This is a genomic window from Amycolatopsis sp. NPDC000009 (assembly GCF_055563465.1).
The window spans coordinates 137057-162927 of the sequence record NZ_JBVHDI010000005.1 but is presented as its reverse complement, the minus strand read 5'-3'; the positions used below and the strand labels follow the sequence as shown (position 1 = coordinate 162927).

Genomic DNA, 25871 nt, shown 5'->3' with positions numbered 1-25871 from the left:
TGGTCCGAACGGCTTACGCAGGGCTGCCCTTCGCCGTGCCGCTCAACCAGGTTATGGCGTCCTGAACTGTCGTCACGCTGGCCGTTTCCGGTCGCTTCGGCCGCCGGACGACGACCACCGGAAGGCCGAGCGCGCGGGCCGCCGTGAGCTTCGCCGCGGTCATCCCGCCGCCGCTGTCCTTGGTGACGAGCACCTCGACGCCGTGCCGCTCCATGAGCGCGCGTTCCTTCTCCACCGTGTACGGCCCGCGGTCCAGCAGGATTTCGTGACGGCGGGGGAGCGGGGGTTCGGGCGGGTCGACACAGCGGATCAGGAACCAGAGATCCAGTCCGGCGAAGGCGGCGAGGCCTTGCCGTCCGCTGGTGAGGAACACGCGGTCGCCGAGCGCCGGGAGCAGCCGCGCGGCGTGGTCGAGGTCGTCGGCCCAGTGCCAGGCGTCGCCGGGCTGTTCGGTCCAGCCGGGCCTGGCGAGCCGGAGCAGGGGCGTTCCGGTTTCCCGCGTCGCGATGGCCGCGTTCGAGCCGATGCGTTCGGCGAAGGGATGCGTGGCGTCGATCACCGCGTCGACGTCGTTCTCGATCAGCCAGCGCGCGAGACCCGCCGGGCCGCCGAAGCCGCCGACGCGGACTTCGCCCTCAGGCAGCTTCGGTCGCGCGACGCGTCCCGCGAGCGACGACATGACATGCTCGCCGCGCGCCACCAGTTCCTTCGCGAGCTCTCGTGCTTCGCCGGTGCCGCCCAGGATCAGCAGCGTCATCGCGCCGCAGCGGCCCGCCACCGCTCCAGCGTGCGCAGGTTCGCGAGCGTCTCCGCCCAGGTGAGTTCGGGAGCTTGGCGGTCTTCGAGGTGTGCGGCGACGTGGTCGGCCTCGCGAGCGAAGAGACCTTGAGTCGCTTCGACTTCGATCACCTCGGGCTCGCCGCCTTCCGGCGTGAGGATGATCTGCGACGTCTTCGGCTTGCGCATTTCGTGGATCCACGCCGGTTTCGGCACGTACAGCTGCCCTTCCGAGCCGTACACGCGGATGTGGTCGTCCTGCGTCAGCTGGAAGCCGCAGGCCAGCTGCGCGAGGATTCCCCCGGGCAGCCGCAGCAGGCCGAACGCGACCTCGTCGATGCCGTTCGCGTCGAGCCTCGCCATCCCGAGCACCTCTTCGGGCTCGACGACGTCCTGGCCGGTCGCCGCCTGCGAGACCAGCCGCGCGAGCGACGTGCAGTAACAGCCGACGTCGAAGATCCCGCCACCGCCCAGCGCGGGATCGGTCAGCCGGGGAACCGCGAAGTTGTAGCTGAAGGCGACGTCCACGGCGCGGACCTCGCCGATGGCACCGCAGGAGATCAGCTCGGCCAGCCGCCGGATCTGCGGATGCAGCCGGTACATGAACGCCTCCATGAGGAAGACGTCGTTGGCGCGGGCGGCGTCGATGACCTTCTCCGCTTCGGCGACGGACATCGTCAACGGCTTCTCGCACAGGATGTGCTTTCCCGCTTCGGCCGCGCGGATCGCCCACTCACCGTGCAGCGGATGCGGCGTCGAGATGTAGATCGCGTCGACGTCCGGATCGGCGAGCAGGTCTTCGTAGGCGCCATAGCATTTCGGGATCTCGAAGCGGCTCGCGAACTCGGCCGCCCGGTCACCGGAGCGCGCGGCGACGGCTTCGAGGACACCGTGCTTGCTTTCTTCGACACCCGCCGCGAACTCGGCGGCGATGGTCCCGGCGGCCAGCAGGCCCCAGCGAAGGTTCTTCACAGCGACTCCGGTTGGTTCGCCCGGTCACGGGTGGCCGAATACAGGAAACTGTCGGGAAACCCTTCGGCGGCAAGGACTTCCCCGACGAAGATCATCGCCGCGCGGCTGATCCCGGCCTCCCGGGACTGCGCCGCGATGGTGCCGAGCGTGCCGCGCAGCACCTGCTCACCGGGCTGGCTCGCCAGCGCGACCACCGCGGCCGGGCAGTCGTCGCGATAGAACGGCCGCAATTCGTCGACTACTTGCTCGATGCGGTTGATCGCCAGATGCAGCGCGAGGGTGGTGCCGGTGCGTGCGAAGTTCGCCAGCGTTTCCCCCGGCGGCATGGCGGTCGACCGGGCCTGCGCGCGCGTGATGACCAGGCTCTGGCCGACCTCGGGCACGGTCAGTTCGCGGTTGAGCAGCGCGGCCGCGGCGGCGAACGCGGGCACACCCGGCGTGACGTCGTAGGGAACGCCGGCCGCGTCGAGGCGGCGCATCTGCTCGGCGACCGCGCTGTAGATCGACGGATCGCCGGAGCAGAGCCGCGCGATCTCGTGGCCCTTCTCGTGGGCCTCGACCATGCGCTCGACGATCGCGGGCAGGTCGAGGTTCGCGGTGTCGACGAGCACCGCGTCGTCCGGGCAGTACTCCAAGAGCGCTGTCGGCGTCATGCTGCCGGGGTACAAGCAGGTTTCGCAGCGGCCGAGCAGGTCACGGCCCCGGACGGTGATGAGGTCGGCCGCGCCGGGCCCGGCGCCGATGAAGTGGACAGTCACGACTTGCTCCATTGGGTGACGGCTCGCGCCGGGGTCCAGCCGGTGAATCCGCCCAGCGGCGCGGCCTGTTCGACGGCGACGCGGATCAGTTCCCCGCCGTGTTCGCCGTACGCGCGGGCCAGGGCCTGTTCGGATTCGAGGGTCACGCCGTGCGCGACGATCCGCGCGCCGGTCGCCAGGCAGGCGTCGAGCACACCGGGCACGGTCAGCCCGCCGCCGAGGAAGATCGCTTGCGGCTTGGTCAGTCCTTCGAGGGCGTCCGGCGCCGCGCCGATCACCACGTCGAGTTCCGGGACGCCGAGCGCGTACGCGTTCCGGGTGATCCTGGCGGCTCGCTCCGGTGAACGCTCGATCGCGATCGCCCGGTTCAGCGGATGCGCCCGGGACCACTCGATCCCGACGCTGCCCGCGCCCGCGCCGACGTCCCACAGCAGTTCACCGGGCATCGGCGCGAGCCTGGCCAGCGCGGACGCGCGAAGGTCGCGTTTGGTGAGCTGGCCGTCGTGCTCGAAGGCGTCGTCCGGGAGACCGGTCAGCGGCAGCGCCGGCCCGTCGGCCTCGATGGCGAACACGGTCAACGTGCCCGGGCCGACCCGTTCGTCGGGGCCGCCGAGATCGGACAGCGCGGTGACGCGGCTCTTGCCGTAACCGCGGGCTTTGAGCAGGTCGAGCAGGTCTTCGGCGTTCGCGCCGAGGACGAGGATCTTCCGGCCGGGGGTGAGTACGCGGTTCACCCTGCCGATCGCGCGGCCGACGACGGTGACCACTTCGGTCTCCTCCGCCGGCCAGCCGAGCTTCGCGCTGGCGAGCGTGACCGAGGAGAGCGCGGGGAGGACCTCGACGTCGTAGCCGCGCTGGATCAGGGTCGTGCCGATGCCGGACAACAGAGGATCGCCGCTGGCCAGCACGCAGACGCGGCCCTCGCGCTCGGCGAGGAAGTCGTCCAGTCCCGGCAGGAGCGGACTGGGCCAAGGCTCGGATTTCATCCCGGCGGGCAGGTACGCGAGCTGCCGCGGCGAGCCCACGACCACGTCGGCGCCGAGCAGTGCTTCCTTGGCCCGCTCGGACAGGCCGGGCCAGCCGTCGGCTCCGATCCCGACGACCGTCAGGGGTGATTTTTCGCGCACCTCGGTCACGTTAGATGACGGAATTCCTATGCGATGATCGGCCAGAGGTCGTCGACGACAGGAGAGCTGTGAAGCCGTACCCGTTCACCGCCGTTGTGGGGATGCCGGATCTGCGCCTGGCGCTGGTGCTTTCCTCGATCTCGCCCGCCGTCGGCGGAGTGCTGGTGCGCGGGGAGAAGGGCACGGCGAAGTCGACGATGGTGCGCGCGCTGGCCGGTCTGCTGCCCGGCGTCGACGTGGTGGACGCGTGCCGGTTCTCCTGCGACCCCGTCGAGCCCGATCCGGCCTGCCCCGATGGTCCGCACGCCGAAGGCTCGCCCGCGCACCGCCGTCCCGCGCGGCTCGTGGAGCTGCCGGTCGGCGCGGCCGAAGACCGCGTGATCGGTTCGCTGAACCTGGAGCGCGCGCTCGCCGATGGGGTCACCGACTTCCAGCCCGGTCTGCTCGCGGCCGCGCATCGCGGGCTGCTGTACGTGGACGAGGTCAACCTCCTGCACGACCACCTGGTCGACACGCTGCTCGACGCCGCCGCCATGGGCCGTGCGACCGTCGAGCGCGAGGGTGTCTCGGTGTCGCACGCGGCCCGGTTCGTCCTCATCGGCACGATGAACCCCGAGGAAGGCGAACTGCGGCCGCAGCTGCTGGACCGGTTCGGGCTCACCGTGGAGGTCGCGTCCAGTCGGGATCCCGAACTGCGCGTCGAGGTCGTCCGGCGGCGGCTCGCCTACGAGGCGGATCCCGACGGTTTCGCCGGCCAGTACGCCGCGGCTGACGCCGAACTCGCCGCGGACATCGAGGCGGCACAACGACTTCTGCCGTCGGTCAAACTCCCCGACGACGCGCTGCGGCAGATCGCCGAGGTCTGCGCGTCCTTCGAGGTCGACGGGATGCGCGCGGACATCGTCACCGCGCGGACCGCGGTCGCGCACGCCGCCTGGGCCGGGCGCACCGAGGTGACCACCGACGACGTCCGGGTCGCGGCCCGGCTCGCGCTGCCGCACCGCCGTCGCCGCAATCCTTTCGACGCGCCCGGGATCTCCGAGGAGCAGCTGGAACAGGCGCTCCAGGACGCCGAGCCCGAAGGCCCCGGTCCCGACGACGACGGTCCCGGTTCCGGTGCCCCTCCTGAAGGCGGTGAGGCTCCGCCGTCGGAGGGCGGAAGCCAGGAGCCGTCGGGTGGCGGCCGGAGCGGCGGCGACCAGAAGCCGGTCGGTGCCGGGGAAGCCTTTCGTGCCAGGCGTTTCGAGGTGAAGGGCACCGGTGAGGGTGCCGCCGGGCGGCGGTCGCGGGCGATCACCGACAACGGGCGGACCATCGGCGTCCAGCCCGCCGGGACCAAGGACGGGCATCCGCATCTGCTCGCGACCGTGCGCGCGGCCGCGCCGCATCAGCGGTCCCGCGGCCGCAGCGGCGCCGGACTCGTGGTGCGGCCCCAGGATCTGCGGTTCGCGCGGCGGGAAGGCCGCGAAGGCAACCTGGTGCTGTTCTGCGTCGACGCGTCCGGCTCGATGGGCGCGCGGCAGCGGATGCGCGAGGTCAAGACGGCCGTGCTGTCGCTGCTGCTCGACGCGTACCAGCGCCGCGACAAGGTGGGCCTGGTGACCTTCCGCGCTTCCGGCGCCGAACTCGCGCTCCCGCCCACGATCAGTGTCGACGCCGCGGCGTCCCGTCTGGACGGTCTCGCCACCGGTGGCCGCACGCCGCTGGCCGAAGGACTTCTCGAAGCGGCAAGGGTTCTGCGCATCGAAGCGGTCCGTGATCCGTTGCGGCGTCCGCTGCTCGTCGTCGTCACCGACGGCCGCGCGACCAGCGGCGCCGACGCCGTCCAGCGCGCGCGGCAGGCTGCCGGGTTACTGGCCGGGAACGTGACCTCGGTCGTGATGGACTGCGAGAGCGGGAAAATGCGGCTCGGGCTCGCCGCCGAACTGGCGGAACACCTTGGCGCGGAACACGTTCCGGTCGCCGAGGTCGCCGCGGACACGTTGGCCGGTGCCGTGCGCACACGGATTTCGGGAAGGGCGGCGTAATGCCACAGGGCAAGCCGGAAACCGTGCCGAACGACGGGCTCACCACGCGTCAGCGGCGCAATCGCCCGCTGCTCGCCGTGCACACCGGCGAGATGAAGGGCAAGTCCACTGCAGCGTTCGGGATGGCGCTGCGCGCGTGGAACCAGGGCTGGTCGATCGGCGTGTTCCAGTTCGTCAAGTCGGCGAAGTGGCGCGTCGGCGAGGAAGCCGCGTTCCGCGCGCTGGGCCAGCTGCACGACGACACCGGCCAGGGCGGCGCGGTCGAGTGGCACAAGATGGGCGAAGGCTGGAGCTGGGCGCGGAAGTCCGGTTCCGAGGAGGACCACGCGGAGAACGCCCGTGAGGGCTGGGCCGAGATCAAACGCCGTCTCGCCGCCGAGACCCACGACTTCTACGTCCTCGACGAGTTCAGTTACCTGCTCAAATGGGGCTGGCTCGAAGTGGACGACGTCGTCTCGACGCTGACGGAGCGCCCCGGCCACCAGCACGTGGTGATCACCGGCCGGTACGCGCCGCCGGAGCTGATCGAGGCGGCGGACCTGGTCACCGAGATGACGAAGGTCAAGCATCCGATGGACGCCGGGCAAAAGGGCCAGCGAGGCATCGAATGGTGAACCGCGTGGTCATCGCCGCGCCCGGCTCCGGGCACGGCAAGACCACGATCGCCGCGGGCCTGATGGCGGCGTTGCGGGCGCGGGGTCTCGAGGTCTCCGGGCACAAGGTGGGCCCCGACTTCATCGACCCGAGCTACCACGCGCTGGCCACCGGACGGCCGCCGCGCAACCTCGACCCGTTCCTCCAGGGTGAGGATCGGCTGATCCCGTTGCTGCGGCACGGTTCCGCCGGTGCCGACATCGCGGTCATCGAAGGCGTGATGGGCCTGTTCGACGGGGCGCTCGGCACCGAGGGGTACGCGTCGACGGCGCATGTGGCCCGGCTGCTGGACGCGCCGGTGGTGCTCGTCGTGGACGCGTCGGCGGCGTCGCGCAGTGTCGCCGCGACGGTCCTCGGGTTCGCGCAGTACGACACGCGCGTCCGGCTGGCCGGGGTCATCCTGAACAAGCTGGGCTCGCAGCGGCACGCCGACGAGATCGTCACCGCGCTGGAAGCGACCGGCGTCCCGCTGCTGGGAACGTTGTACCGCAACGAAGAGATCCACGCGCCCAGCCGTCACCTCGGCCTGGTCCCGGCGGCGGAACGGGCGAGCGAGTCGGCGCGGCTGCTGCCGGAGCTGGCCGCGTGGATCAGCGAGGGCGTGGACCTCGGCGCGATCGTGCAGGTCGCGCGGTCGGCTTCGCGGCTTTCGGGGGAGCCTTGGCGGCCTCCGTTCGCCCATGACGGCCGCCGTACGGTGGTCGCCGCGGCGGCGGGCCCCGCGTTCACCTTCCGCTACACCGAGGCCGTCGAACTGCTCGCCGCCGCCGGTGTCGACGTCGTCGATGTGGATCCGTTGCAGGACAAGGAACTTCCCGAAGGCTGCGCCGGGCTGTACTTCGGCGGCGGTTTCCCCGAAGTGCACGCCGAAGAACTGTCGGCGAACGCCCCGCTGCGGACCGCGGTCGCGCGGGCCGTCGGCGACGGTATGCCCGTCGTGGCGGAATGCGCCGGGCTGCTGTACCTGTGCCAGGACATCGACGGGACGCCGATGACCGGCGTCCTCGAAGCGTCGGCCACCATGACCAAACGCGGGAAACTCGGCTACCGCAAGGCTTTCGCGCCCGCGGACAGCGTGCTCGCCGTCGCAGGGCAACGCGTCACCGGGCACGAATTCCACCGCACGATCATCGAACCCGGCAGCGGCCCGACCCCGGCCTGGGGCTGGGATCGCACCCCCGACGGTTTCGCGTCGGCGTCCCTGCACGCGTCGTATCTGCACGTCCATTGGGCGGGCTACCCCGAACTCGCCGAACGGTTCGCCGCCGCGGTGCACGCCCATGGCTGACTACGACCTCTGGCATCACGGCGATCGCGAGGTCGGTGAAGGACTCGTCGATCTGGCGGTCAACGTCCGCCTCCCGGCGCCACCCGCCTGGCTGCGTGCCGAACTGGCGGCGGCCCTGGACGAGCTGGCCGCCTATCCGGACGTCACCGCCGCCACGGGCGCGGTCGCTGCCCGGCATTCGCTGCCCGAGTCCCAAGTCTTGGTGACCTCCGGCGCGGCCGAGGCCTTCACGTTGCTGGCCACGGCTTTGCGGCCAGCTCACGCCGTCGTCGTGCATCCGCAGTTCACCGAACCGGAGGCCGCTCTGCGCGCGGCCGGTCATCCCGTGCACCGGGTGGTGTTGTCGCCCGACGATGGTTTCCGTCTGGCCGGCGTCCCGGAAGAAGCCGATCTGGTCTTCGTCGGGAACCCCACGAACCCGACTTCCGTACTGCACCCGGCCGCGGACCTGCTCGCGCTGGGGCGCCCCGGCCGGCTGGTCGTCGTCGACGAGGCATTCCTCGACGCCGTCCCCGGCGAGACCGAAAGCGTTGCGGGACAACCGGGTTTCGTCGTTCTTCGCAGCCTGACGAAGACCTGGGGGATCGCCGGCCTGCGCGCGGGGTACGTGCTGGCGGACGAGTCCGTTGTGGACAGTCTGCGCGCGGTGCAGCCGCCGTGGTCGGTGTCGTCCCTCGCCGCCGTCGCCGTGGTGGCGTGCTGCCGTCCGGCCGCGCTGGAGGAAGCCGAAAAGCTGGCCGTGGCGGCGGAAGCGGACCGGGAGTACCTGGTTTCGGGCCTGACCGCGCTGGGCGTCGAGGTGCTCGGCGAGCCTCGGGGACCGTTCGTGCTCGTCCGGCTGCCGGGCGCCGACCACGTCCGGGAACGGTTGCGGGAGCGCGGGTTCGCCGTCCGGCGTGGCGACACCTTCCCGGGGCTGGACGCGCGGTACCTGCGGATCGCGGTGCGGGACCGGGAGACGGTGGACGGGTTCCTGGCGGCGCTGGCTGGTTCGACCGTGACGACACCGCACTCACGTGCTCAGAGCCGTAACTCGTGAGTTCGGCTTCCAAGCACGCGAGTTACGGCTCCAAGCACGCGAGTCGCGCTTTCGGTCCGGCGGCGAACCCTGCCGGCGGGCCGGAATCGCCACTCGCCGCCATCCGGGCACCCGAAGTGGTTGGATGGGCGAGTGAACTTCGTGATCGGCGTCTTCGATCTCTTCGCCTACACCATCCCCGGCGCGCTGTACGTCGCGTTCTTCGGCTACCTCGGGGCGAAACTCCACATCCTGACCGCGGCGAGCATCGGCGGCGTGCCCACTGTGGTGCTGGTCGTCGTGATCGTGGTGCTGAGCTTCCTGCTGGGCTATTTGGCCTACCCGCTCGGCGAAGCGATGGAGCGGATCTTGCCGCGACGGCGGAGCAGGAACGCCTCCGAGGAGTTCGTCCGCCGGATGCCCGCGGCCAGGGACCGCGCGTTCCTCAAGGAGAACACCCATCTCCTGCTGTGCGCGTTGCAACTGCACGACAAGGAGGTCGCGGCCGACGTCACGCGGCTGCGCGCGTCCGGGCTCATGGTGCGCAACTGCGCGCCGCCGTTGCTGTTCGGCGCGGTCGCCGCGATCGTCGAGATCTTCGCCGGCAAGCACCCGTTCGCCGCCGCCGTGATCGCGGTACTGCTGTTGTTCGCGTCGCTCACGTTGGTGTCGCAGGGGCGGAAGCTCGGGCTGTGGGCCGCGATGAAGACGTTCGAGCTGTGCTTCTGGCTGCCTGAGATCGACGAGAAGCTCGTGAGTGACAAGGGCGATTAGGGCGGGTAAGTCCGACCCGGCGCGCGTCGATCGGACGCCCGATTTACGCCTTTACGCGCAGTTCCGCGTGGGGTCGTGAGTGGTAAAGACGGTTAGAACGATCATTGCCACTCACGACCCGCGCTCAAAGCGCCCAAATCGGGCAGCGATTGAGCTCTGGTGTCCTTTGTGGATGGTTTGGGTCGTGATCAGCCCTGCGGACCCCTCTTCGGTCACCGCCTGAGACGAGGGGAAAGTCCCCTTCAGTCACCCAAGGCTCAGAACGACAAGGCCAGCAAGATCCCCGCGACGGCGACCTCGACGCAACCCCCGAGCACGTCTCCGGTGACCCCGCCCAGCCGCTGAACACACCGCGCCAGCAACGCCGCCGCGGCCAGATATCCCAGCGCCACGGCGGCGAGCCCTTGCCACCACGGGAGTGCCAGCGCCGCCGCGCCCGCGAGCACGGCGAACACGACCACCGCCGCCCACACCGGCACCGAACCGGCGACGGTCGCGCCCAGCCCTTCCGGCCGGGCCGAGGGGACGCCGCGCGCGCAGCACAGCGAGAGCACCCCGCGGCCGGCGACGACCGCGACGGCGGCCGCCGCGACCCCGTGCCCGGCCGCGATCGCCCCGGCCAGCGCGCCGACCTGCACCAGCAGCGTCAGCACCAGGGTCGCGATTCCGGTCGGCCCCGAATCCCCGCGCCGCATGACCTCCAGCGCCTTCGCGCGGTCGTACGAAGCACCGAGCCCGTCGGCCGTGTCGGCGAGCCCGTCCAGATGGAGCCCGCGGCTGCCCAGCGCCACCGCGCCCAGCGCGAGCGCCGCCGACGCGAACGCGGGCAGGCCGATCGACTCACCCAGGAAGACGATCACCGAGGCGACGGCCGCGAGAGGCACGACGGCCAGCGGGCCGAGCACCATCGCGCCGCCCGCCACCCGCCGGTCGATCAGCCCCGGCGCCGGCACCCGGACGGTGGTCAAGGTGCCGACGGCCATCTTCAGCGCGTCGGCGATCAAGCCAGATCCGCCAGCAGGCCCATGTCCGCGAGGATCGCCCGCGCCGCCCGCAGCGTCGGCACCGCCTGCACGGCGCCGCTGCCCTCGCCGAGCCGCAGCCCGAGGTCGAGGATCGGCTCCAGCCCGAGCGCCTTCAACGCGAACGCCTGCGACGGCTCGGTCGACCGATGCCCGGCCAGCCACCACCGCTCGGCCCCCGGCGCGATCTCACGTGCGACGAGCGCCGCGGCCCCGGAGAAGACGCCGTCGAGCAGCACCGGCACCCCGCGAACCGCCGCCTGTACGAGAAAGCCCGCCGTCGCGGCGAGACAAGCACTGCCGAGCGCGGTCAGCAGGGTGAAGGGGTCTTTCACCGCACCGGCCCTGATCAACGCGGCCTCGACGACCGCGAGCTTCCGCGCGCGCCCGTCCGCGTCGATCCCGGTGCCCGTACCGACGACGTCTTCCGGGAAAAGACCGAGTACCGAGGCGACCACGGCCGCGCAGATCGTCGTGTTGCCGATCCCCATGTCGCCGGGGATGAGCAGATCCGCGCCGCCGTCGATCTCCTCGTCCGCGATCGCCAGCCCGTGCTCGAACGCCGTCCGCGCCTCGCCCTCGGCGAGCGCGTCCTCGACGTCGATCGCACCGGAACCCCGCCGGACCTTGTGCGCGGTGACCTCGGCCGGCACGTCCGCGCCGTCCCAGTCCACCGCGATGTCGCACACCCGCACCTTCGCCCCGGCCAGCCCGGCCAGCACGCTGACACCGCTCTTCCCGGCCAGGAACACCCGCACCATCGCCGCGGTGACCTCGCGCGGATACGCCGACATCCCGGAAACCCCGTGGTCCCCGGCGAAGACGACCACACGGACGTCGTCGAGCGGCCGCGGCGGGACGACGCCGTGCGCGGCGCTGAGCCACGCGGCCAGATCTTCGAGCCGCCCGAGGGAACCCAGCGGTTTGACCAGTCCGTCCAGTCTGGCGCGCGCGGCGGCTTCGGCGGCGGCGTCCGGGGTGGCGATACGCATGGGGACTCCTCAGGGCAGGTCGAGCATCCGTCCGGCGACGACCAGCACGGTCCGGTCGGACACGGCGGACACCCGGTTGTTCAGCGCGCCCAGCACATCACGGAACACGCGTCCGGACACCGTCGCGGGCACCACACCGCTGCCGACCTCGTTGCTGACCGCGATCACCGGCACGTCCGCCTGCGCCCACGCCGCCAGGAAATCCTCCAGCCGGTCGTCGAGCCGCCGCTCCCAGCCCTTGCGCTGCTCCCAGGCGCCGACCTCGTCGAGCACCCGGCTGATCCACGTGCCGAGGCAGTCGATGAGCAGCGGATGCGTCGCCGTGCGCAGCACCGTGGCCAGGTCGGTGGTCTCCACCGTCTTCCAGTTGGCCGGCCGCCGTGCGCGGTGCGCGGCCACCCGGGCGGCCCATTCGGGGTCTTCGGCGCTCGGCGGCAGCCCGGGCGCGACGTAGGTCAGGTGCGGGTGGCGGGACGCGAGCCGCTCGGCGTGGTGTGACTTCCCAGAGCGGACGCCGCCCAGTATCAGCACCTTGCCGTCGTCGCGCGAGTAGCGGCGAAGTGCGCGCGCGAGGGTCTCCAGGACCTTCGCGAGGCGATGCGTCAGCTTGGTCATACCCCGCATTCTCGTGCACGCGCTACCGTTCGCCACGTGCCACTCCGACAAGCCGCCACCGCAGCCGGACTCGTGACCGGTTACGTCGTCGACGCCGTGTTCGGAGATCCACGCCGGAGGCACCCGGTCGCGGGCTTCGGCCGGGCCGCGCAAGCCCTCGAACAGCGGGTTTACGCCGATTCGAAGGTGCGGGGCGCGGCGTACACCGCGGTCTGCGCGGGCACCGTCACCGGATTGGGGGTCGCGGCCCAGTTCTGGAGCCGCAAGCGCCCGTTCGCGCGGTTCGCGCTCACCGCGGCCTCCACCTGGGTGGTTCTGGGCGGCAAGGGGCTCGCGGCCGAGGGCACCCGCATGGCCCGGTTGCTCGACGACGGCGATCTGCCCGCCGCGCGGCGGCGGCTCTCGCATCTGTGCGCCCGCGACGCCACCGGGCTCGACACCGAACAACTCGCGCGGGCGACCACCGAGTCCATCGCCGAGAACACCTCGGACGCGGTCGTCGCGCCGCTGCTGTGGGGCGCGGTCGCCGGGATCCCCGGCCTGCTCGGTTACCGCGCGCTCAACACGCTCGACGCGATGGTGGGCTACCGGTCCCCGAAGTACGCCAACTTCGGCTGGGCGTCGGCGCGGACCGACGACCTGGCGAATCTGGTGCCGTCCCGGGTCGGCGCGGCGCTCACGGTGGCGTCGGCACCACTGGCCGGCGGCTTCGCCAAACCCGCGTTCCGGATCTGGCGCCGCGACGGGAAGCACCACCCGAGCCCCAACGCGGGCCAGGTCGAGGCCGCTTTCGCCGGCGCGCTCGGGATCAAGCTGGGCGGGACGAACAGTTACGGCGGACGCGCCGAACGCCGCGGCGTCCTCGGTGACGGCCGCGAGCCGGAACCGGTGGACGTGCGCCGCGCGGTCCGGCTGTCGAGGGCGGTCGGGCTCGCCGCGCTCGCCGTCGCGGTGGCGGTCACGCGGTGAGCGGGCTGCTCGTCGCGGGGACGACGTCGGACGCGGGCAAGAGCCTGGTCACCGCCGCGCTGTGCCGCTGGCTCGCGCGCCGGGGCGTGCGGGTCGCGCCGTTCAAGTCCCAGAACATGTCGAACAACTCGATGGTTTGTGCGGACGGCGCCGAGATCGGCCGCGCGCAATGGCTCCAGGCGCGGGCGGCCCGGGCCGAACCCGAAGCCGCGATGAACCCGGTACTGCTGAAACCCGGCAGCGATCGCCGCAGTCACGTCGTCGCACTCGGGAAACCGTTCGGCACGCTGGAAGCGGGGGAGTACGCCACGGGCAGGGCCGGGCTCGCCGAGATCGCCTTCGACACGTTCTCGTCGTTGCGACGACGCTTCGACGTCGTGCTGTGCGAGGGCGCGGGCAGCCCGGCCGAGATCAACCTGCGCGAAGGCGACTACGTCAACATGGGGCTGGCGCGGCGCTTCGGCCTGCCCGTGGTCGTCGTCGGCGACATCGACCGCGGCGGCGTCATGGCCGCGATGTTCGGCACCCTCGCCCTGCTGTCCGCCGAAGACCAGGCGCTGGTTTCGGGCTGGCTGGTCAACAAGTTCCGCGGTGACGTGGGTCTGCTGCGGCCGGGGCTGGAGACGTTGGAGAAGCTCACCGGCCGCGAGGTCTTCGGCGTGCTGCCCTGGCTCGACCAGGTGTGGATCGACTCGGAGGACGCGCTCGCCGCCGCGGGCTGGGGCGCTTCCGGCGGGTCGCTCCGGGTCGCCGTCGTGCGTTTTCCGCGTGCCTCCAACGCGACCGACGTCGACGCGCTCGCCGCCGAGCCCGGGGTCTCGGTCGCGCTGACCGCCGATCCGGACACGGTCCTTTCCGCCGACGTGGTGATCCTGCCGGGTTCCCGCGCGACCGTGGACGACCTGGCTTGGCTGCGTGAGCGCGGCCTGGCGGACGCCGTACTCGCGCGGGCCGGGGCGGGGCGTCCGGTGCTGGGGATCTGCGGCGGTTATCAGATGCTGGCCGCCGAGATCGAGGACGACGTCGAATCCGGCGCGGGAACGGTCCCCGGCCTCGGCCTGCTGCCGACCCGGGTGTCGTTCGGCCCCGGCAAGGTGCTGGCCCGGCCATCGGGTGAGTGGCGGGGGCAACCGGTGGAGGCATACGAAATCCACCACGGCACCGTGACCGCCACCGGCCCCGCCGAGTCCTTTTTGGACGGATACCGGCGGGGCGCGGTATGGGGCACGATGTGGCACGGGGCGTTCGAGAACGACGGGTTCCGCCGTGCCTGGCTGGGCGAGGTGGCGGACTGGTCACCCACCGCCGGAGCGCCCGGGTTCGGCGCGCTGCGGGAGAGCATGCTGGATCGGCTCGCCGACGCCGTCGAGGAGCACGTCGACACCGCCCGGCTCCTGCGCCTGATCGAGGACGGTCCCGACGGCTCTCTGCCTTTCGTGCCGCCTGGCGTCCCCTGACGCATTTAGTCCTCTGGATGCGGTCCTTGCGCACGCAACTACCGCATCCAGAGGACTAAATGCCTAGCTGACCCGCACGGTGTCTTTACGCCCCAGTGCCTTTTCGGCCAGAGCGCCGAAGGCCAGGCCGAGCGCGGTCCAGAGCACCACCTGCGTGCCGACCGAGGCGAGCCGGAAGGACCACAGCGTGGAACCCGGGAACCCGTCGGGGACTTCGTCGATCGTCGGCAGCAGCGCCGCCGCCACCCCGATCAGCACGACGTACCCGGCCGCGGCGATCAGGCCGCCGCGCCAGGCGCCGAGCTTGTCGGCCAGCTTCCGGCCGAACGCCGCCGCGAGGATGCCGACCAGCATCGAAAGCGCGACGAACCCGAAGTACAGCGAAGTCCGGCTCCCGATCGTGCCCGCTTGGCCGACCGCGGGCGGATTCCCCGGGTACTTCAGGAACGGCACCAGGAACACGACCACGAAGGCGCCACCGGCGAGCAGCGCGGCGGTCACCCGCGGCCGCAGGGTGCCGAGGCGCCCGTAGACGAAGGCGAACGCGAGCGAGAACAGCCCGCCGACGGCGACCCCGTACAGGCCGACGCCGGTCAGCAGGCCCACGGTGCTCTGCACGCCGCGTGTGACGAGCTCTTCCTCCTCAGGAGCGTGTTCGTGGGCTCCCGGAGCGCTGTGCGAATGAGCGGCGGAGCCTTCGAGACCGATGGCGGCATCGACCGAAGGCTCGCCGAAGAAGTACGCGAAAAGGGTCGCCAGGACACCGGCGACCAGGCCCGCGAGCATGCCGCGGACCAGCAAGGTCCTCATCATGGGGCGCGTGCCGCCTAGTGGCACGGGAAGGCCAGCAGGTGCCGGCCGTCGTGGACGAACTCGTGGACGTACGAGTTCGCGAACACCGAAACCGCACCCTGCTCGGCGCTGACGAAGTACAGCGTGATCAGCGAAAGGAGGATGACGAGCACCGCCCAGGGCAGGATCTCGCGGACGGGGATCCGGACGGGGACGGGTACTGCGGCTACCGCTTCGGACATGGCGGTGGACCTCCTCGGGCTAGCGCGGCCTCTTCAGGGGTTGTCACGACGGCTCCGGGTCTGGCTTCCCCGATGGCTCGGGGTCACAGTGGCGCGACCGCGCGGATTCTCACCGCGTTCCGGGTGCCGTCGTCTGGCCGGTCGAGCGTAGGTCGCCACGAAGTGTCCGGTCAATGTGACAATCGTGGGTATGACACCTGCGGTGGCGGCACTCGATGTCGGCGGCACGTCCATCAAGGCGGCCCTGTACGACGCGGACCTGAAAGACCTCGCCAGCCTGCGCGAGCCGACGGCGCGCGGAGCGGACGGCGAGGCGCTCGCGGACCAGGTCGCGCGGATCGTGGAAACGCTGGGCAAGCAGGCGGGGACCGGGACGCCGGACGCCGTCGGGGTGGTCATCCCCGGCATCGTCGACGAGGTCGGGCGAGTGGCCCGGTTCTCGGCGAATCTCGACTTCCGGAACGTGCCGTTCGGCGAAATGCTCGACAGCAGGCTCGGGTTGCCGTTCGCGTTCGGGCACGACGTCCGCGCGGGTGGGCTCGCGGAGTTCCGCGTCGGCGCGGGCAAGGGCTGCGCCGACGCCGCCTTCATCCCCGTCGGCACCGGGATCGCGGCCGCGCTCCAGCTCGACGGGAAGCTGTACGCCGCGGGGGGCCAAGGCGGTGAAATCGGGCATATCGACGTCGGCCACCGGCTGCCGTGCGGTTGCGGCGCGACCGGGTGCCTCGAGGCGATCTCCTCCGCGTCGGCCATCGCCCGCCGCTACAGCGAGCACACCGGCAGGCCCGCGGACGGCGCCGAGCAGGTGGTCGACGCCGCCCGGCAGGGTGACGAGGCCGCGATCTCCGTGGTCAACGACGCGCTCGAAGGGCTCGGCCACGGCATCAAGACCCTGGTCACGTTGCTGGCACCCGAAGTCGTCGTCCTCGGCGGCGGTCTGTTCACCGCGGGCGACTACGTCCTCGAACCCGTGCGGGGGTGGCTGGCGGCGAACCTGCAATTCCAGCGGATGCCCGAACTGCGGATCGCGCAGCTCGGCGACGAGGCCGGCAGGCTCGGCGCGGCGCTACTGGCGCTGGACCGCCTCACGCGGTGACCACCCGCACGCCTTCCTCCTCGAAGGCGTGCACCCGCTCCGGATCCGCGCGGCCATCGGTGACGAGGACGTCGACGTCGGTGGTCGCGCAGATCTTCGCGAAGGCGTGGCCGCCGAGTTTCCCGCTGTCGGCGAGTACGACGACCTGCCGGGCGCGGGCCGCCATCAGCCGGTTCGTGCTCGCGTCGCCCTCGTGATGCGCCTGCGCGCCGTGCACCGGGTCGAAGGCGTCCACCCCCAGGAACACCAGATCCAGCGAGATCTGGTCGAGGAACAGCTGTGACAGCGGCCCGGACAGGTCGAACGACTGCTGCCGCGCGACCCCGCCGGTCACCACGATCTTGATATTGGGCCGCACGGCGAGTTCGTGGGCGATGTTGAGCGCGTTCGTCACCACGGTGAGCGACGGCCCGCCGGTCGGCTCGCCCATGTCCGGCCGGGTCGCGAGCGCGCGGCCCACTTCGGTGCTCATGGTGCCGCCGTTGAGGCCGACCACCATGCCGGGGTCGACCATTCTGGCCGCGGCGGCCGAAATCCGTTGCTGTTCGGGCGCGTTGCGCGCCGCCTTGTGCCGCAACGGAAGGTCGTAGGCGACGTTGCTCGCGACGGCGCCGCCGCGGGTGCGGACCACGAGATTGCGGCCCGCTAAATGATCGAGGTCCCGGCGGATCGTCGCGGGGGAGACACCGAGTTCGCCTGCCGAAACCTCGACGTCGACTTTTTCCCGCTCCCCCACCATGTCCAATAAGGCCGTGAGTCGTTCATGCCGATTCATCCCCAGCTCCCTCCCCGAAGCCCGATGTCGCTTATCGCACCGGACAAAGTACTACGCGTCGCGAAAGGGGCGGGTTCGGGACGCCGGGGAGAAAGGGAATTGGGCGGGCGCCGGCCACCCCCAGTGTGACCGGCGTCCGCCCGGTGGCCGGCACGCCCAGGACCGGCCCGTTTCGCAGGCTATCTCCGCCGACTCCGGATCGATATCGGATTTACCCCCGTTCCGGTGACGTTCAGCGGATATTCGCCGTTCGATCAGCCCTTTCCGCCGAGCCCGCGCAGGAAGGCGAGCGACGGCATGAAGAAGTAGTCCCCGCCCTTCAGCGTCACCGCCTGCGGGATCGGATCCGCGGTCACCGTGCGCGAGCCCGCCCATTCCGTGGTGTAGACGGATTCCGGCCGCGGACCCTGGCCGATGATCGGGTCGAGGCCCGGCGGCTTGACCCCCACGGGCGGGAACGGGAACCCGGGGTTGTTCGACCAGGTCGCCTGGGTGAACTCGAACTGGTTGCCCAGCACCGAATTGAACGCCATGAACAGCAGTCCGACGCCGCCGCTGGGCCGGGCCGACGGCGGCAGGTCGGCGTTCGGGTCGTCGGCTCGTTCGCCGTAGGGCACGCCCCGCCGCGCCATCAGATGCAGACGTTCCTGCGGCGGCGGTTCCGCGCCTCCGCTGCCGCGCGGGTTCGTCTTCCGGATGTGGGCCTGGAAAGGACATTTGGCGCCGGCGGCGTCATTTCCGTAGTCGAAGTTGTTCGGTACCGGACTTTCCGCGCCCTCTTCCCGTTGCGCGGTCAGCGGGGTGCCGTCCTCGAAACGGCCGACGATCATCGCGCCCGCCCGTTCCCGGTCTTCGCCGACGAGCCCCAATTGATCCGCCAGCGCCTCCTCCGACTGCTTGAATCGCCGGACGTTCTGTTCCAATTTGCGGAAAACGAAGTAGCTGCCGAAATGTACCCCGGGATCGGGGGCGGCGTGATCAGGGACGAGCACCTGGTTCAGCGGAGCGGCCGGATCCCAGACGTTGATGCCGTCCGATTCCGTCTTTTCCGCGTCGACGTCCTCGACCAGGAAGAGCGGCTGGCTCCGGCCGTCGACATAGCCGAAATGCTCGATCCCGTCTCCGTTGGCGTTCACCCGGCCGAATCCGGTTTCCTCGGCGACGACGGAAACCGTCGACGGAATCAGCGCCAGAACCTCGTTACGGCGTGCGGTCATCGGAGCGTCCTCGGCGTCGCCGACGATGACCACCGCGTGGATCTCGTCGTGGTATCCACTGTCGAACGTGGAGCGCGGCGGGTCGTTCAGCTTCTCGCGGGTCTCCTGCGCGCCCATGCCGAGACGGAACGATTCGTCTTGTGGCACCTCGATTTCCAGGAACCGGTAGCCCGCGGCGGTGAGCCCGGTGCCGACGTAGGGCGTCCCCTTCACCCCTTCGGTTTTGAAGCGCTCGACCTCGGTCAGGTGGGTCTTCGCGGACTTCATCAGCGGGACGAGCGACGCGAGGAACTTCATCGCTCCCGGGGCCTCCGAAAAACGGAGGAACAGTGCGGAAAAATGGTCGCGAGCGTGTGCTTTGAGGATGTTCGGCTGTAGTTCTTCGAGCATCTTCGCGGCGTCGCCGGTCGCGGTCTTCCATTCCAAGGGCATGGTCAGATCGACGGACATATCAAGGAACCCCCTCCTTGGGAACCCTGTCCGACGGCCCCCGCCGCCGCACAGGTCTTACTCCTTGATACAACCGATACCGAAAGCTCGCCGTCATCACCCGCAAGTACACTCTTCCGGCGGTTCTTTCACTCGAAAGGACCAGCGCTCCGGTTACGCCCCGCGTTTAGTCCTCTGCTTGCGGTGGTTGCACGCGCAACTACCGCATCCAGAGGACTTAAATGCGACAGGGAGAGCGGCGAGGCGGACGAGCGAGCAAGGGCGGGGTGGGGTGGTGGCAGGGCTCCCGAGGCTCGGTGTCCCCAATGCCACATTGGGGACATGCCTTCCGATACGTGCGGAGGGCAAACGCGCGTGAAGGCCCCCTTCCCTCGGCTCAGCCGAGGGAAGGGGGCCTTCACGCGCTCAAGACGCCTAGGTGAGGGGCCGGTCGGTCGGCGCGATCGGGGCGGGCAGCACGTCCCGCCCGGTGAGGAACGCGTCCACCCCGGCCGCGGCCGAGCGGCCTTCGGCGATCGCCCACACGATGAGCGACTGGCCGCGGCCCATGTCGCCCGCCACGAACACGTTGTCGACGCTGGTCTTGAAGGACTTGTCGCGGGCGACGTTGCCGCGCTGGTCCAGTTCGACGTCGAGCGACTCCAGCAGGCCCTCCCGCTCCGGGCCGACGAAGCCCATCGCGAGCAGCACCAGCTGCGCGGGCAGTTCGCGTTCCGTTCCGGGAACGGGGACGAACTTGCCGCCCTCGTTGCGCACCTCGACCAGTTTCAGCGCGCGCACACGCCCATCGGCGTCCGCGACGAACTCCTGGGTGTTGACCGAGTACAGCCGCTCGCCACCCTCTTCGTGCGCGGACGAGACGCGGTAGATCATCGGGTACGTCGGCCACGGGTGCGCGTCCGACCGCGAAAGCGGCGGCTTCGGCATGATCTCCAGCTGCGTCACCGACTTCGCGCCCTGCCGGTGCGAGGTCCCGACGCAGTCCGCGCCGGTGTCGCCACCGCCGATGACCACGACGTCGAGGCCCTCGGCGCTGATCGGCGAGACGTCCAGCTCGCCGGCGGCGACCCGGTTGGCGTGCGGCAGGAACTCCATCGCCTGATGGATACCGTCGTGCTCGCGGCCGGGGATCGGCAGGTCGCGCCACGCCGTCGCGCCACCGGCGAGGACCACGGCGTCGTAGGACGACTGAAGCTCCTCGACGGTGAGGTCGACGCCGACGTTCACCGAAGTCCGGAATTCCGTGCCCTCGGCCCGCATCTGGTCCAGACGGCGGTCGAGACGGTGCTTCTCCATCTTGAATTCGGGGATGCCGTAGCGCAGCAGCCCGCCGATCTTGTCGGCCCGCTCGAAGACCACGACGCTGTGGCCCGCGCGCGTGAGCTGCTGCGCCGCGGCGAGTCCCGACGGGCCGGATCCGACCACCGCCACCTTCTTGCCGGTCTTGACGACCGGCGTTTCCGGCGTGACCCAGCCTTCTTCGAAGGCCCGGTCGATGATCGAGATCTCGACCCGCTTGATGGTGACGGGATCGTCGTTGATCCCGAGCACACACGCCGTCTCGCACGGCGCCGGGCAGAGGGTCCCGGTGAACTCCGGGAAATTGTTGGTCGCGTGCAGCCGCTCGGCCGCGTCGCGCCAATCGTCACGCCAGGTCAGCGTGTTCCACTCGGGGATGAGGTTCCCGAGCGGGCAGCCCTGGTGACAGAACGGGATACCGCAGTCCATGCAGCGCCCGGCCTGCTTCTGCAGCTTCGACGTCGCGAAGTCCTCGTACACCTCGCGCCAGTCCATCAGGCGCAGGTCGACGGGACGGCTCTTGGGCGTCTCGCGAGTGGTGGTCAGAAAGCCCTTGGGGTCAGCCATGTGCGGCCTCCATGATCGCCTCGTTCACGTCACGCCCGTCCCGCTCGGCCTCAGCCTGAGCCGCGAGCACGCGCTTGTAGTCCTTCGGCATGACCTTGCCGAACCGGTCGACGGCGGCGTCCCAGTCGGCGAGCAGCACCCGCGCGACCGCGGATTCCGTTTCGTCGTAATGCTTTTCGAGCGCCTCACGCAGGAAGTCCACGTCGGACGAATCCAACGGGTCGACGTCGACCATCTCCGGGTTGATCCGGTGCCCTGGCAGGTCCAGCACGTAGGCGACGCCGCCCGACATACCGGCCGCGAAGTTACGGCCCACGCCGCCGAGCACGACGACACGGCCACCGGTCATGTACTCGCAGCCGTGGTCGCCGACGCCTTCGACGACGGCCAGCGCGCCCGAGTTGCGCACGCAGAACCGCTCGCCGACCTTGCCGCGGATGAAGATCTCGCCGCTGGTCGCGCCGTAGCCGATCACGTTGCCCGCGATGATGTGCTCTTCGGCGTTGTACCGCGCCACCTTCGGCGGCCGCACGACGAGCCGTCCACCGGAGAGGCCCTTGCCGACGTAGTCGTTGCCGTCGCCGTAGAGCCGCAGCGTGATGCCCTTGGGCACGAACGCGCCGAACGACTGACCGGCGGTCCCGGTGAAGGTGACGTCGATCGTGTTGTCCGGCAGGCCTTCGCCGCCCCACCGCTTGGTGAGTTCGTGGCCGAGCATGGTGCCGACGGTCCGGTTCACGTTGCGGACCGGCAGCTCCAGCCGCACCTTGTCCCCGGACGACAGTGCGCCCTCGGCGAGCTGGATCAGCGTGTTGTCGAGCGCCTTCTCCAGCCCGTGGTCCTGCACCGTCTGCTGGTGCCGCAGGCCGGCCGGGGCCGAGTCGGGCACGTGGAAGATCGGCGACAGGTCGAGCCCGGCGGCCTTCCAGTGGTCGATCGCCTTGCGCTTGTCGAGCATCTCCGCGTGGCCGACGGCCTCGGCGATGGACCGGAAACCCAGTTCCGCCAGGTACTCCCGGACCTCCTGGGCGATGAACTCGAAAAAGTTCACCACGTACTCCGCCTTGCCGCTGAACTTCTCACGCAGCTTGGGGTTCTGCGTCGCGACGCCGACCGGGCAGGTGTCGAGGTGACACACCCGCATCATGACGCAGCCGGACACCACCAGCGGCGCGGTCGCGAAACCGAACTCCTCGGCACCGAGGAGCGCGGCGATGACGACGTCGCGGCCGGTCTTGAGCTGGCCGTCGGTCTGCACGACGATGCGGTCCCGCAGCCGGTTGGCCAGCAGCGTCTGCTGCGTCTCGGCGAGCCCGAGTTCCCAGGGGCCGCCCGCGTGCTTGATCGACGACAGCGGCGAAGCGCCCGTGCCGCCGTCGTGCCCGGAGATGAGGACGACGTCCGCGTGCGCCTTGGAGACACCGGCCGCGACCGTGCCGACGCCGACCTCGGACACGAGCTTCACGTGGATACGCGCGGCCGGGTTGGCGTTCTTCAGGTCGTGGATCAGCTGGGCGAGATCCTCGATCGAGTAGATGTCGTGGTGCGGCGGCGGCGAGATCAGCCCGACACCCGCCGTGGAGTGCCGCGTCTTCGCGATCCACGGGTACACCTTCGCGCCGGGCAGCTGGCCGCCCTCGCCGGGCTTCGCGCCCTGCGCCATCTTGATCTGGATGTCGTCGGCGTTGACCAGGTACTCGCTCGTGACGCCGAACCGGCCGCTCGCGACCTGCTTCACCGCGCTGCGGCGCTCGGGGTCGTAGAGCCGCTCCGGATCCTCGCCGCCCTCACCGGTGTTCGACTTGCCGCCGAGCCGGTTCATCGCGATGGCCAGGGTTTCGTGCATCTCCGCCGAAATCGAGCCGTAGGAGATCGCGCCGGTGGCGAACCGCTTGACGATCTCGGAGACCGGCTCGACCTCCTCGATCGGCACGGCAGGCCGCTGCCCGATCTTGAAGTCGAACAGCCCGCGCAGCGTGTACAGCTTCTGCGCCTGGTCGTCGACGGCCTTCGTGTACTCCTTGAAGACCTCGTACTTCCCGGCACGGGTGGAGTGCTGCAGCTTGAACACCGTCTGCGGGTTGAACAGATGCGGTTCGCCCTCGCGGCGCCACTGGTAGTCCGAACCGGTCTCCAGCTCGCGGTGGTTCGCGCGGAACCCGTCGTGCGGGAACGCCCGGCGGTGCCGCTCGGCGACTTCCAGCGCGAGCGTGTCGAAGCCGACGCCGCCGAGCCGGGAAGTGGTGCCGGTGAAGCAGTTCTGGATGACCTCGTCGCCGAGCCCGACCGCCTCGAAGATCTGCGCGCCGGTGTAGGAGGCCACTGTGGACACTCCCATCTTCGACATCGTCTTGCGGACGCCCTTGCCCAGCGCCTTGATCAGGTTCGCGGTCGCCTGCTTCGCGGTGACGCCGGGGATCAGGCCCTGGTCGGCCATCTCCTCGACGGTCGCCATCGCCAGGTACGGGTTCACCGCCGCGACGCCGTAGCCGATCAGCAGCGCGATGTGGTGGACCTCGCGCGCGTCGCCGGCCTCGACGATGAGGCCGACCTGCGTGCGGGTCTTCTCGCGCACCAGGTGGTGGTGCACCGCGCCGGTGAGCAACAGCGACGGGATGCCCGCGTGGTCTTCGTCGATCCCGCGGTCGGACAGCACGATCAGCCGCGCGCCCTCGGCGATGGCCGCGGACACCTCGGCCCGGATCTCGTCGAGCCGTCGTACGAGCGCCTCGCCGCCACCGTGGACGTCGTAGGTGCCGTGCACGGTGACCGCCTGGAACTCGGGCAGGTCGCCGTCGTCGTTGACGTGCACCAGCTTCGCGAACTCGTCGTTGTCCAGCACCGGGAACGGCAGCACGATCCGGCGGCACGACTTGGCGTCGGCCTGCAGGAGGTTCGGCTCCGCGCCCAGCTGGGTGCCCAGCGAGGTGACCAGTTCCTCGCGGATCGCGTCCAGCGGCGGGTTGGTCACCTGGGCGAAGAGCTGGATGAAGTAGTCGAAGATCAGCCGCGGGCGACTGGACAGCGACGCGATGGGGGAGTCGTTGCCCATCGAGCCGATCGGCTCCGCGCCGGTGCGGGCCATCGGCTGGAGCAGGACGTCGAGTTCCTCTTCGGTGTAGCCGAAAGCCTGCTGGCGGCGCACGAGCGCGGCGTGCGGCGGGATCTCACGCTCCCGCTCGGGAAGCCCGTCGAGCGGAAGCAGCCCGTCCTCGACCCATTCGTCGTACGGATGCTCGGTGGCGAGGCGGTCCTTGATCTCCTCGTCCTCGACGATCCGGCCGGCGGCCGTGTCCACGAGGAACATGCGGCCCGGCTCCAACCGTCCTTTCCGGACAATCGTGGACTGCTCCAGCTCCAGCACGCCGACCTCGCTGGCGAGGACGACGAGGCCGTCTTCGGTGACCCAGTACCGGGCAGGGCGCAGGCCGTTGCGGTCGAGCACCGCGCCGATCTGGGTGCCGTCGGTGAAGGAGACCAGCGCGGGGCCGTCCCACGGTTCCATCAGCGTCGAGTGGAACTCGTAGAACGCGCGGCGCGCGGGGTCCATCTCCTGATGGTTCTCCCATGCCTCCGGGATCATCATCAGCACCGCGTGCGGCAGCGGCCGTCCGCCGAGGTGGAGCAGCTCCAGCACCTCATCGAAGGAGGCCGAGTCGCTCGCGCCGCGGGTGATGATCGGGTAGATCCGCTTGAGGTCACCGGGGATCAGGTCGGATTCGAGCAGCGCCTCACGTGCGTCCATCCAGTTCCGGTTGCCGCGCAGGGTGTTGATCTCGCCGTTGTGGGCGACGTACCGGTACGGGTGCGCCAGCGGCCACGACGGGAAGGTGTTGGTGGAGAAGCGGGAGTGCACCAGGCCGATGGCGCTGGTGACGCGCTCGTCGGTGAGGTCGGCGAAGAACTTCTCGACCTGCGGCTCGGTGAGCATTCCTTTGTAGACGATGGTGCGCGAGGACAGGCTGGGGAAGTACACGTCGTCCTCGACGAGCTCGTGCTCGGCGCGTTTGCGCACGACGAAGGCGGCGCGCTCCAGCGCGAGCCCCTCCAGCGGGTCGTTGCCCGCAAGGAACAACTGGCTGAAGTAGGGCATGGTCTCGGCCGCGCCGGTGCCGACGTGTTCGGTGTGGACCGGGAGGTCACGCCAGCCGAGCACGCGCATGCCCTCTTCGGCGGCGACGCGCTCGATGGTCGTCATCGCCCGGCCGCGGGCGTTTTCGTCCTGCGGAAGGAAAGCCGTGCCGACGGCGTACGCGCCGGGCTCGGGAAGGTCGAAGCCGACGACCTCGCGATAGAACTCGTCGGGGACCTGGATGAGGATCCCGGCGCCGTCGCCGGTCTCCGGGTCGGCGCCGCGGGCCCCGCGATGTTCCAGGTTCCGCAGCGCGATCAGCGCTTTGGCGACGATGCCGTGATCGCGTTTACCGGAGAGATCGGCGACGAACGCGACACCGCAGGCGTCGTGCTCGAACTCCGGGTCGTACAGGCCTTCGGGGGCCTTGCTGCCCTTGTAGCTGGCATGGTGGGTCACGGCTGGCCGCCTCCCAAGGCGTCGGCGCGACCGGTACCACTCCGTTCGGGTGGTTCGTGCGTGAACCAGTTAACGGAGTGGTCCGGGACCGCGATGGTCAGTCGAGAGGGAACGATCCCGCCCGCGGAAACGGGGGCAGGCCTCGTAAAGCCGCACTGCACTGGGCGGCCGATGCGCATATCGGTACTGCTGTGCACGTGGGTGCCGTCTGGCCACTGTGGTGGGCGGCTGACGGGTACACGTGTTACTCCCGGGTTCGCCGGTCTTATGACGATAGTGTGAAATCGCTGTTATCGACATACGTCGCTTGGTCGGGGTGGGAAATGCCACGCGGGCGTTGACTTCAAACATCATCTGCCCACTGGCTGGAATGCGACGTCCACTGAGTGGGGCATCGGCTCGCTGACCTGCGTAAACGATCGCTCACCTAGTCTGAAAGTGTGACCTGGGTC

General features: G+C 70.3%; 21 protein-coding genes. 8 read left to right on the top strand and 13 right to left on the bottom strand.

Annotation, left to right across the window (positions count from 1 at the left end):
* Positions 1 to 13: 13 nt before the first annotated feature.
* From ACZ3HL_RS16760 to cbiE, 4 genes are read right to left on the bottom strand one after another with little or no spacing between them, the layout of a single operon-like run.
* Positions 14 to 757 (bottom strand): cobalt-precorrin-6A reductase, encoded by a 744-nt coding sequence (locus ACZ3HL_RS16760; protein ID WP_465532235.1) that lies wholly within the window; start codon positions 755 to 757, stop codon positions 14 to 16.
* A complete protein-coding gene (locus ACZ3HL_RS16755; protein ID WP_465531852.1) occupies positions 754 to 1749 on the bottom strand; it encodes a Gfo/Idh/MocA family protein in 996 nt (331 codons plus the stop codon). Before ACZ3HL_RS16755 ends, ACZ3HL_RS16760 begins: the two co-directional genes overlap by 4 nt.
* Positions 1746 to 2507, bottom strand: a complete 762-nt coding sequence (gene cobM, locus ACZ3HL_RS16750) for a precorrin-4 C(11)-methyltransferase (protein ID WP_465531850.1) — start codon at positions 2505 to 2507, stop codon at positions 1746 to 1748. The genes ACZ3HL_RS16755 and cobM overlap by 4 nt, the downstream gene beginning before the upstream one ends.
* Positions 2504 to 3643, bottom strand: a complete 1140-nt coding sequence (gene cbiE, locus ACZ3HL_RS16745) for a precorrin-6y C5,15-methyltransferase (decarboxylating) subunit CbiE (protein WP_465531848.1) — start codon at positions 3641 to 3643, stop codon at positions 2504 to 2506. Before cbiE ends, cobM begins: the two co-directional genes overlap by 4 nt.
* 59 nt (positions 3644 to 3702) lie before the next feature.
* On the opposite strand from cbiE, the gene ACZ3HL_RS16740 reads away from it, so the two are divergent.
* The 5 genes from ACZ3HL_RS16740 (at position 3703) to ACZ3HL_RS16720 (ending at position 9395) form a co-directional block, all read left to right on the top strand.
* Positions 3703 to 5661, top strand: coding sequence for a putative cobaltochelatase (locus tag ACZ3HL_RS16740; protein WP_465531846.1), 1959 nt, complete (start codon positions 3703 to 3705; stop codon positions 5659 to 5661).
* The gene (cobO, locus tag ACZ3HL_RS16735; RefSeq protein WP_465531844.1) at positions 5661 to 6275 is read left to right on the top strand and encodes a cob(I)yrinic acid a,c-diamide adenosyltransferase; all 615 of its coding nucleotides are present in this window, start codon (positions 5661 to 5663) and stop codon (positions 6273 to 6275) included. The genes ACZ3HL_RS16740 and cobO overlap by 1 nt, the downstream gene beginning before the upstream one ends.
* A complete protein-coding gene (locus tag ACZ3HL_RS16730; RefSeq protein WP_465531842.1) occupies positions 6269 to 7603 on the top strand; it encodes a cobyrinate a,c-diamide synthase in 1335 nt (444 codons plus the stop codon). Before cobO ends, ACZ3HL_RS16730 begins: the two co-directional genes overlap by 7 nt.
* On the top strand, positions 7596 to 8642 hold the full coding sequence (gene cobC / locus ACZ3HL_RS16725; protein WP_465531840.1) for an Rv2231c family pyridoxal phosphate-dependent protein CobC: 1047 nt from the start codon (positions 7596 to 7598) through the stop codon (positions 8640 to 8642). Before ACZ3HL_RS16730 ends, cobC begins: the two co-directional genes overlap by 8 nt.
* 132 nt (positions 8643 to 8774) lie before the next feature.
* Positions 8775 to 9395, top strand: coding sequence for a hypothetical protein (locus tag ACZ3HL_RS16720; RefSeq protein WP_465531838.1), 621 nt, complete (start codon positions 8775 to 8777; stop codon positions 9393 to 9395).
* A gap of 257 nt (positions 9396 to 9652) precedes the next feature.
* Here ACZ3HL_RS16720 and ACZ3HL_RS16715 read toward each other — a convergent pair whose 3' ends face one another.
* Genes ACZ3HL_RS16715 through ACZ3HL_RS16705 form a run of 3 tightly spaced genes read right to left on the bottom strand, consistent with a single transcriptional unit; the run spans position 9653 to position 12024 of the window.
* On the bottom strand, positions 9653 to 10399 hold the full coding sequence (locus ACZ3HL_RS16715; RefSeq protein ID WP_465531836.1) for an adenosylcobinamide-GDP ribazoletransferase: 747 nt from the start codon (positions 10397 to 10399) through the stop codon (positions 9653 to 9655).
* Positions 10396 to 11409, bottom strand: a complete 1014-nt coding sequence (gene cobT / locus ACZ3HL_RS16710; protein WP_465421815.1) for a nicotinate-nucleotide--dimethylbenzimidazole phosphoribosyltransferase — start codon at positions 11407 to 11409, stop codon at positions 10396 to 10398. Before cobT ends, ACZ3HL_RS16715 begins: the two co-directional genes overlap by 4 nt.
* 9 nt (positions 11410 to 11418) lie before the next feature.
* Positions 11419 to 12024, bottom strand: a complete 606-nt coding sequence (locus ACZ3HL_RS16705) for a bifunctional adenosylcobinamide kinase/adenosylcobinamide-phosphate guanylyltransferase (RefSeq protein WP_465421813.1) — start codon at positions 12022 to 12024, stop codon at positions 11419 to 11421.
* Positions 12025 to 12060: 36 nt separating this feature from the next.
* Here ACZ3HL_RS16705 and ACZ3HL_RS16700 point away from each other — a divergent pair, with 36 nt between their 5' ends.
* Together ACZ3HL_RS16700 and ACZ3HL_RS16695 are read left to right on the top strand one after the other, a co-directional pair.
* Positions 12061 to 12993: a cobalamin biosynthesis protein gene (locus ACZ3HL_RS16700; protein WP_465531834.1), complete on the top strand. Its 933-nt coding sequence runs from the start codon at positions 12061 to 12063 to the stop codon at positions 12991 to 12993.
* Positions 12990 to 14450, top strand: a complete 1461-nt coding sequence (locus ACZ3HL_RS16695) for a cobyric acid synthase (RefSeq protein WP_465531832.1) — start codon at positions 12990 to 12992, stop codon at positions 14448 to 14450. The genes ACZ3HL_RS16700 and ACZ3HL_RS16695 overlap by 4 nt, the downstream gene beginning before the upstream one ends.
* A 63-nt stretch (positions 14451 to 14513) precedes the next feature.
* Here ACZ3HL_RS16695 and ACZ3HL_RS16690 read toward each other — a convergent pair whose 3' ends face one another.
* Entirely contained in the window at positions 14514 to 15263 is a 750-nt protein-coding gene (locus ACZ3HL_RS16690; RefSeq protein WP_465531830.1) for a CbtA family protein, read from the bottom strand.
* 14 nt (positions 15264 to 15277) lie between these two features.
* On the bottom strand, positions 15278 to 15484 hold the full coding sequence (locus ACZ3HL_RS16685) for a CbtB domain-containing protein (RefSeq protein WP_034312940.1): 207 nt from the start codon (positions 15482 to 15484) through the stop codon (positions 15278 to 15280).
* A 202-nt stretch (positions 15485 to 15686) separates the two neighbouring features.
* Between ACZ3HL_RS16685 and ACZ3HL_RS16680 the strand changes: the two genes are divergently transcribed.
* Positions 15687 to 16580: an ROK family protein gene (locus ACZ3HL_RS16680; protein WP_465532233.1), complete on the top strand. Its 894-nt coding sequence runs from the start codon at positions 15687 to 15689 to the stop codon at positions 16578 to 16580.
* On the opposite strand, the gene ACZ3HL_RS16675 is transcribed toward ACZ3HL_RS16680, so the two are convergent.
* The 4 genes from ACZ3HL_RS16675 to gltB form a co-directional block, all read right to left on the bottom strand.
* Positions 16570 to 17355 (bottom strand): DeoR/GlpR family DNA-binding transcription regulator, encoded by a 786-nt coding sequence (locus ACZ3HL_RS16675; RefSeq protein ID WP_465421804.1) that lies wholly within the window; start codon positions 17353 to 17355, stop codon positions 16570 to 16572. The two genes, ACZ3HL_RS16680 and ACZ3HL_RS16675, sit on opposite strands and share 11 nt — an antisense overlap.
* A 254-nt stretch (positions 17356 to 17609) precedes the next feature.
* Positions 17610 to 19022, bottom strand: coding sequence for a Dyp-type peroxidase (locus ACZ3HL_RS16670; RefSeq protein WP_465531828.1), 1413 nt, complete (start codon positions 19020 to 19022; stop codon positions 17610 to 17612).
* 414 nt (positions 19023 to 19436) lie between these two features.
* Entirely contained in the window at positions 19437 to 20888 is a 1452-nt protein-coding gene (locus tag ACZ3HL_RS16665; RefSeq protein ID WP_465421800.1) for a glutamate synthase subunit beta, read from the bottom strand.
* On the bottom strand, positions 20881 to 25419 hold the full coding sequence (gltB, locus tag ACZ3HL_RS16660; protein ID WP_465531826.1) for a glutamate synthase large subunit: 4539 nt from the start codon (positions 25417 to 25419) through the stop codon (positions 20881 to 20883). The genes ACZ3HL_RS16665 and gltB overlap by 8 nt, the downstream gene beginning before the upstream one ends.
* Positions 25420 to 25871 lie beyond the last annotated feature (452 nt).